We start from the raw sequence: 6238 nt of genomic DNA, 5'->3' as shown, positions 1-6238 counted from the left end.
TGGAAATCGCAGCCAGCCGATTTCTCAGTTACGCGCCGACGCTGCTTCCCGGTCTGGTTCAGACGCAGCCCTATCGACGAGCAATGATCTGGATTGCAAATCCTGGGATGTCAACTTTGGAAGTGGAGCAGCGCATCGAGATCGCCGCCCGGAGGCAGTCCCGCCTGCGCGAGGACCCCAATCTCGGGGTTGAGATTCTGGTCAGCGAAGCTGCCCTGCGCCACCGGGTCGGCGGAGGTGCGGTGATGTCGGAGCAGCTGCGGTACCTGGCTGAGGTCAGCGAACTGCCGAATGTGTCCGTCAGAGCTATACCGTTCAGCGCTACACATGTCGGTTTGGACGTCGGATTGTTCGTCCTCCTGGAGTTCCCGGAACAGCGATCCGCATGGATGTCGGAGCCCCCGGTTGTGTACGTTCAGGGGCATACCAGCGACCAATACCTGGAGCGACCGGACGAGATTGCCCGATATCAGGATGCCGGCATCCGAATCGGGCAATCGGCATTGAGCGAGGCCGCGACCAGGGATCTGGTTCTGAAGATAGCGAAGGAGCATGATGAACAGCGCTGACCTGTCCGGTGCACAGTGGTTCAAGAGCAGTCGCAGCTCTGGCAGTAAAGAATGCGTCGAGGCGGCGCACCTGGGTGAAGGAAAGGTCGGCGTCCGGGACTCCAAGAACCCCACCGGCCCGGCACTGATGTTCACTCCGGGTGAGTGGGACGCGTTCCTAGCAGGGGCCAAGGATGGCGAGTTCGACCGCCTCTGAGTGCGCTGCGCCGCGATTCGACCAACCCTGACTCCACACAGACCACGTCTCATCTGCTTCCGTGACGAGTGTGCCCCAACCTTCCTCGTCATGCCTTCGGCAATAGATCTGCGGGGGCAGCGCGAAGCAAATTGATGCGCAGCCGGATCGGCTCACCTTGGTCGCAGGTGAAATGCGCGACCTTTTGGGTGGGTTTCCAGCGCTGTCCGCCGACCGGATGGACAGAGCGACGGTGAAGTTGAAAGATCACCGGCTGGTGTTGTGGCCACCCTGTGCTGGGTTCTGGTGTCGCAGGATGCTTCTGGCCAGCGCGGCGGGTGTTCCTGTAGTCGTGTCGACGGTGATGTCGTAGGCGTAGCCGTGGTCGTGAACGGTATGGAAGTGACCGCGCGTCAGTCCGATCGGGTGGCTTCGATCCCGTTCTCGCTGCACGGCGACGGCCAGTGGGAACGTGACGGCAACGAGCTGGACATCCAGGCCGGCCAGCGCGTCCGTCCAGATCGGCAACAGGTCCGGAGTCAGGAGCATCTCGTCGATAACCAGATCGTCGCCGCCACGGGCGAATGCTGTGGCCGCGGCGCATGCCTAGTGCAGCATGCGCCGCCCGACGTGGCCGTACCGGATGACCACGACCGGGTGACCGTCGGCGTCGTGGCCGGTGCGGTCATACCAGAATCCGTCTCGGCTGAGCGGAGTGTCACGTCCACCGCCCCAATTCGGTGACATCAGGCCGAACAGGGTGTCGATTCCCCAGTAGACGAACGGGGTGTCGCTCTCGTCTTGGATAGCACGGGCCAGGGTCGTTTTGCCTGAACTCGATGTCCCGTTGAGGAGGATTACTCGACGTCGGAGTCCGGTGTGCGGCATCCGACCACACTATCCAGCCGTTCCGTGTACGCACCCGGGTTCGCCCTGTCGAACCAGCCAGCCGATCACCGCACCGGGATTCGCCTCTCCTTTCCGGCAGGGAAGCTCCGGGATCAGGCGCCGAAGCGTTTGGCCGGTGGTCGTCGCGGAGATCTCGCCGTGGTCATGGGCGAACGCACTTTCGGGGCTGCGTTCGCACGAGGCTGTCCGAGGCCGCGGATCATATCGTCTATGGGCTGGATAGGATCACGGCGTTCAGGGATACCGCAGCTTTGGAGTTACCAGAATGACCTTGCGTAAAGTCGGCCTTGTCGTGGCCGTGACCTTGCCGCTTGCCCTCGGCGCGTGCGGCTCGGACGATGGCAGCTCGGCGGTTTCGCAAGCTACCGGCAGGGCGGGGTCCGCACCGGGGGACGCGGACACTTCCGGGGCCGGCGCCGTACCGGTGCCGACGCTGGCCGATGGCCCCGATGTATGCTTCCGGCTGATCACCGAACAACTGGGAGCGGACATTAAGGCGCACGAGGTGCTGACCTCGTTCAGTGTCCCCGCCGACCTCGACAGCACTCCGGTCCTGATCGGTGATCCGCCACCCGCCGGTGAGCTGACCACCTGCACTGTCAAGTTCCAGAACCCGGATGACCCGAAGAAGTTGCTGGAGGCCGACTTCGATACCGACACCGGCACGTTCTCCGATCCGGCACCATTGGAGTTGCGCGTCACCGGCGATGCGTCCGAGTTCGACCTCGAAGAACACCTCATCGCGTTGTCCGCAGTCGATGCAGCACCGCTGGCCGCGTTCATGGACCAACAGCTCGGCTCCCTGGACAAGGCATATTCGGGGCACGCATGGTCCGGTGTCCGTCTGATGCCCCCGGATAGGACCAGCCCGACTCATTTCCTTCGCGTCGACGTGGACGGCCGACTGGCTTCCAACGATGTCCTCGACACCGGGTACGCGGAACTCGCCGTGAATGGCACAGAGGTCGTGGCCAATCGACTGGTCCCCTGAGCGCGGGCAGCGGTTGCCTGCAGTTGACCGGGGCGGTGCCGCGCGTGGCCGGGAACGGTCAGCTACCGGAGAAACCAGGGCATGTCGCTGCGTTTGCGCGGGTACCAGCCCAGCCACAGGTCCGGATAGCGGGCTGTGACGCTGCCGCCGGTCCCAAGGTGCGCAGGGAGAATCAGTCAGCCGGCCGTCATGTTCGGTGGTGGCCCGAGAATCTCGACTCCGTATCGGGCCGCCGCGGCGATGAGTGCGCCGACATCGGGTGGGCTGTCCGGAATCGGCGGAAGCGATAGATTACCTGCGGGTTCACCGGTTTCGACGAACCACTGCTCGAATCCGGCAGGTACGATCAGTGCGAGGAAACGGCATTCCTCGGACTCCGCCTGATAGAAGTGCGGCAGTCCACGCGGTGCGAACGTAACCGACCCCGGTCCGGCGCGGAAGTCCCTGCCATCGATGTGGATAGCGAGTTCGCCCTCGAGCACGATGAAAGTCTCGTCCTGTAGCGCGTGACGGTGCAGGGGCGCGGCAGTACCGCGACGGCATCGGTGTTCGGTGAGGGCGAAACGACCGCCGGTCTGCTCACCGGTCAGTCGTAACTGCATCAGCGCGCCCAAGTGCCAGACGGCTCTGCTGACATCGTCGGTGGCTTGGAATGGCTGCGACATGAGGTCGATAGCTCCTTTCGCTCAGTGGTTGTGGTGTGTGTCCGCGATTCCGGTTACCACTGTCGCGACGACTCCGATAGCGAACTCGCGGACCTGTTCCCGGTGGGTGTCGGCGTCCGCGACGGCCGCGCCGTGGAAGTGGTGCAGGAATGCTCGTTGGAAGCAGGCACCCAGCAACGCGGCAGCGGCGGAGTCGGGATCGGCGCCGGAGGACATCCGGCCGCGCGCCTGTTCGGCCCGCAGCAGACCTGCCAAATCCCGCAACGGGAGGTGCGGGCCGGTACCGAGCGCGGACATCGCCTCCCGGTGCCGGCGCAGGAGTGCCGGGTCCGAGAACAGCGATACGTTGATCGCGAAACTGCTCTCGTAGAACAGGGTCGCTTCGACGGCGATCTCGACGAGGCAGTCGTGCAGCGAGCGCCCTCCCGGGTCCGTGGTGTACTGCGAGATCAGCGGGCCGAAGGCCGGTAGCCGCTCCTGCAAGACGGCGACGACCAAATCTTCTTTGCTCGCGAAATGCCGGTACAGCGCGGGTTCGGAACATCCGGCGGCCCGGGCGATCTCTTTGGTGGTCGTACGTGCCAGCCCGGCCTCTCGCATCAGCTGTTCGGCGGCCAGCAAGATGCGGGCGCGGGTATCGGCGCCTCTGGACATAGCCCTCGATTCCTCGGTACACGCGTTGTTAGTTAGTGCTCACTACACTATGGTAGTGAGCACTAACTAACAAGAGGAGCCGATATGAGACTCACCGTCTTCGGTGCCACCGGCGGCACCGGCCGCCACCTGGTCGACCAAGCACTCGAAGCCGATCATCACGTGACGGCAGTGGTACGCAATCCGCAACGCATGCCGATATCGCACCCCTGTCTCGAGGTGGTGACTGCCGACATCACCGATGCCGACGCACTGGTTCCGGCTGTGCGGGGCCGCGACGCCGCACTGTCCGCGCTGGCCGCAAGCACAAAGAACGGGAGAATCGCGACGACCGGCGTACGGGCGATCCTCGAAGCCATGGCCACAGCCGAAGTGCGACGATTCGTCGCCGTCAGCGCAGTCCCCGTCGGCCCCGCGCCGGACGGCGAGACGTTCATGACGCGCGCGGTGCTCACGCCGATAATCAGCCGCGTATTCCGCGACGTCTACACCGACCTCGCCCAGATGGAATCCGATATCCGCCACAGTTCAACGGAATGGACAATTGTACGGCCACCACGCCTGCTCGATACGCCCGCCACCGGCGACTACCGTGTGAGCATCGGCTCGAGCGTTCCGGGCGGACACCACATCGGCCGAGCTGACCTCGCACACGCAATGCTGTCCGGCCTCGGCAATCTCGACACTATTCGACAGATCATCGGGGTCGCCGACTGACCGGTCGGCTGCTCAACCGCGCCGCCCGGGAGACCACGTCGCTGCCCCGATGCACGACCGGGACGTACGATTCGCCGATATTACAACTGCGCTTTTCGGCTACGCGCCGAATCCACCGTCGATATCCAGGCTGGCGCCGGTGATATAGGCGGCGTCGGGTCCGGCAAGATACGACACGAAGGCGCCGACTTCGGCCGAGGTGCCGAATCGGTCCGTGGCCATGACTCCGAGCAGGTTCGACGCATTGGGTCCGTCGGCGGGGTTGGCGTCGGTGTCCACCGGGCCCGGCTGGACGTTGTTGATGGTGATTCTGCGCGGCGCCAATTCGCGCGCGAGCCCGCGGGTGAGACTCGCCAGCGCTCCCTTGGTCGCGGCATAGATCGACTGGCCGGGGAACGGTGTGCGGTCGGCGTTGATACTGCCGATGTTGATGATTCGCCCGCCGTCGCCCATATGGACCAGCGATTCGCGGATGGCGACGATCGCCGAGCGGACGTTGATCGTCAGCATCGCGTCGATCTCGTCCATCTTCAGATCGGTGATCGGGCCGAAAGCGCCGATACCGGCGTTGTTGACGAGGATGTCCAGACCGCCGAACCGATCGACGGTCTGCGCGACAGCGGCCTCGATATCTTGTTCGTGCAGGCTGTCGGCATGGATCGGCTGCGCGGTACCGCCCACGGCCACGGCGGCGGCTGCCACGGCTTCCGCTTGTTCACCGGAATTCGCGTAGGTGAACGCCACATTCGCACCGTCGGCCGCCAATCGGGCCACGATGCCGGCGCCGACACCCCTGGACCCTCCGGTTACCAGCGCGGTCTTGCCTTCGAGCGGTCCTGCGGTCATGTTCCCGTCCTTCGATCACGTTATGGAGTGACTACTCAATAATTGGCACGCCGGATTCGATTGTCAAATTTGAGGGATCACTCAATAATCGGTAGAGTTGGCGCATGCCCAGGCCACGCAAGTTCGATGAGCAGGCCGTGCTCATCGCCGCGAGAGCCCGCTTCTGGCGCGACGGCTACGCGGCGACCTCGATCCAGGACCTCACGGAGGCAACTGGATTGGGGACACAGAGCCTGTACGGGGCATTCGGCAACAAGCACGAGCTGTTCCTGCGGGTCCTGGACGAATACGGCGCCCGGCAGGCCGCCGGACTGGAGGCCGCGATCACCGCCGACCCCAGCCCGTGGCACGGACTATTGGCGGCCGTCACCTTCGAAGACGGCGGACGCTTGGACCTACCACCCCAAGGCTGCCTGATGGCCAACAGCGCGGCAGCCCTGAGCGCTCAGGACGAACAGGTCCGAGACCGCTCGCGCCAGGCCTACTCTCATACGCTCGCACTGTTCACCCACCAAGTCGTGCAAGCCCAGGAAGCCGGCGAGATCGACGCGAGCATCGATCCGGAGGCAACCGCGCGGACGTTGTTCACCGTCATGCAAGGGATCGAATTCCTGCACAAGGCAGGGATCGGCGAAGAGGAACTGCGACTCGCCAAAACCGCCGCGGTCGAGATGATCGAACGCTCCGTCGGGCACTGACGCACCGCGTGCCC

At 64.4% G+C, this 6238-nt stretch carries 8 protein-coding genes and 1 pseudogene; 5 read left to right on the top strand and 4 right to left on the bottom strand.

Annotated features, from left to right (window positions below):
* Positions 1–569 (top strand): DUF5753 domain-containing protein (locus NFL01S_RS32765; protein ID WP_218019652.1); only part of this gene is annotated, 569 nt, incomplete at its 5' end.
* Positions 556–765, top strand: coding sequence for a DUF397 domain-containing protein (locus NFL01S_RS32760; protein WP_062980205.1), 210 nt, complete (start codon positions 556–558; stop codon positions 763–765). The genes NFL01S_RS32765 and NFL01S_RS32760, both read left to right, overlap by 14 nt.
* 246 nt (positions 766–1011) lie before the next feature.
* On the opposite strand, the pseudogene NFL01S_RS32755 reads toward NFL01S_RS32760, so the two are convergent.
* Positions 1012–1632 (bottom strand): annotated as a pseudogene (locus NFL01S_RS32755) (chloramphenicol phosphotransferase CPT family protein).
* 286 nt (positions 1633–1918) lie between these two features.
* Here NFL01S_RS32755 and NFL01S_RS32750 point away from each other — a divergent pair.
* Positions 1919–2644, top strand: coding sequence for a hypothetical protein (locus NFL01S_RS32750; protein WP_062980204.1), 726 nt, complete (start codon positions 1919–1921; stop codon positions 2642–2644).
* 176 nt (positions 2645–2820) lie between these two features.
* Here the strand turns inward: NFL01S_RS32750 and NFL01S_RS32745 are convergent, their stop codons facing one another.
* Both NFL01S_RS32745 and NFL01S_RS32740 read right to left on the bottom strand, forming a co-directional pair.
* Positions 2821–3309, bottom strand: a complete 489-nt coding sequence (locus tag NFL01S_RS32745) for a cupin domain-containing protein (protein ID WP_062980203.1) — start codon at positions 3307–3309, stop codon at positions 2821–2823.
* Between the two features lie 21 nt (positions 3310–3330).
* On the bottom strand, positions 3331–3963 hold the full coding sequence (locus NFL01S_RS32740; protein WP_062980202.1) for a TetR/AcrR family transcriptional regulator: 633 nt from the start codon (positions 3961–3963) through the stop codon (positions 3331–3333).
* An 84-nt stretch (positions 3964–4047) separates the two neighbouring features.
* On the opposite strand from NFL01S_RS32740, the gene NFL01S_RS32735 reads away from it, so the two are divergent.
* A complete protein-coding gene (locus tag NFL01S_RS32735; protein ID WP_062980201.1) occupies positions 4048–4680 on the top strand; it encodes an NAD(P)-dependent oxidoreductase in 633 nt (210 codons plus the stop codon).
* 99 nt (positions 4681–4779) lie between these two features.
* Here NFL01S_RS32735 and NFL01S_RS32730 read toward each other — a convergent pair whose 3' ends face one another.
* Positions 4780–5526, bottom strand: a complete 747-nt coding sequence (locus NFL01S_RS32730) for an SDR family oxidoreductase (protein WP_062980200.1) — start codon at positions 5524–5526, stop codon at positions 4780–4782.
* Positions 5527–5630: 104 nt separating this feature from the next.
* Here NFL01S_RS32730 and NFL01S_RS32725 point away from each other — a divergent pair, with 104 nt between their 5' ends.
* On the top strand, positions 5631–6224 hold the full coding sequence (locus NFL01S_RS32725) for a TetR/AcrR family transcriptional regulator (protein WP_062980199.1): 594 nt from the start codon (positions 5631–5633) through the stop codon (positions 6222–6224).
* Positions 6225–6238 lie beyond the last annotated feature (14 nt).

The organism is Nocardia flavorosea NBRC 108225 (assembly GCF_001613385.1).
Classification (GTDB): domain Bacteria; phylum Actinomycetota; class Actinomycetes; order Mycobacteriales; family Mycobacteriaceae; genus Nocardia; species Nocardia flavorosea.
This window is presented reverse-complemented; position numbering and strand designations above follow the sequence as displayed.